This window comes from Tessaracoccus sp. OS52, assembly GCF_020687685.1.
GTDB lineage: Bacteria > Actinomycetota > Actinomycetes > Propionibacteriales > Propionibacteriaceae > Arachnia.
Genome location: NZ_JAJEWM010000012.1, coordinates 1 through 1,354, shown reverse-complemented (window position 1 = coordinate 1,354; position 1,354 = coordinate 1). Strand labels below are relative to the sequence as shown.

General features: G+C 66.1%; 1 pseudogene. It reads right to left on the bottom strand.

Annotated features, from left to right (window positions below):
• Positions 1–28: 28 nt before the first annotated feature.
• Positions 29–1,303 (bottom strand): annotated as a pseudogene (locus LKO27_RS15045) (IS3 family transposase).
• Positions 1,304–1,354: the final 51 nt, after the last annotated feature.

The following is a 1,354-nucleotide window of genomic DNA, read 5'->3' as shown; positions in this document are numbered from 1 at the left end:
CCTGAATCACCCCGGCATGTCCGGAGACTCATGTTGTTGTGAGCTCTGCGGGTTGCAGGGCTGGTTCTGAATCGTAGTGGAGGGCTTCGAGGTCGGCTGGTGGGATGTCGCCGCAGTACTGGTAGAGGCGGCGGTGGTTGAACCAGTCGACCCATTCTGCGGTTGCGTACTCGACCGCGTCGCTGTCGCGCCAAGGGCCTTGGGGTTTGATCAGTTCGGTTTTGAACAACCCGTTGATGGTCTCGGCCAACGCGTTGTCATAGCTGGTCCCGACCGCACCGACGGAGCCGGCGATCCCCGCCTCACCGAGCCGCTCAGACAGCGCAATGGAGGTGTACTGGGCGCCTCTGTCGCTGTGATGGACCAACTCGGCGAAGTCCCCGCGGCCCTCTCGCTGCCGGGTCCAAACCGCCTGCTCCAGCGCGTCGAGGACGAGCTGGGTGGTCATCGTGGTCCCGGCGCGCCAGCCGAGGATCCTGCGGGCGTAGGCATCGACGAGGAACGCGACGTAGACCCACCCCGACCAGGTCGACACGTAGGTTATGTCGGCCACCCACAACCGGTTCGGCGCCGCCGGGGCGAACCTGCGCTGCACCAGATCGGCTGGCCGCTGCGCTGCCGTATCGGGGATGGTGGTGCGCTTGACCTTCCCGCGCACCGCACCGGCGAGGCCCGCTTGGCGCATCAGCCGCTCAACGGTGCAGCGTGCCCACCGGGATGCCTTCCCGGTTCAGCTGCAGCCACACCTTCCGCGCCCCGTAGACCTGGTAGTTGGACTTGTGCACCCGGCGGATCTCGACCAGCAGGGCCTCGTCTCGTTGCTGACGATCGGTGGGGAGCTTGTCTCGCCACTCGTAGTAGGTGGATGGGGCGATCTCGATCCCGTGCTCGGTGAGCACGCGACAGATCGGCTCGACACCCCACCGCAGACCACCCGCATCGCGGTGGTCGGCGTGTTCGCGGATGAAGTCCACGATCACTGCCCGGGCCGGTCGAGCTCGGCCGCGAAGAAAGCCGAAGCGGCCTTCAGAATCGAGTTCGCCCTGCGCAGTTCTGCGTTCTCACGCTTCAACCGCTTCACCTCAGCCGACTCCTCCGACGTGACCCCGGCCCGCTGCCCGTCGTCGATCTCGTGCTGGCGAACCCACTTGCGCACCGTCTCCGCCGTCGTGACCCCCAACAACTGCGCGACCTTGGCCATCGCCGCCGTGTCGGTCCCGTGCTCGGGCCGGACCTCGTGATACATCCGCACCGCCCGAGCCTTCAACTCGGCCGGGTACCTCTTCGACGTGTTTCCTGGCATGACTCCATCCTTCCCAAGGATCGAAGTCTCCGGACACACCGGGGTGATTCA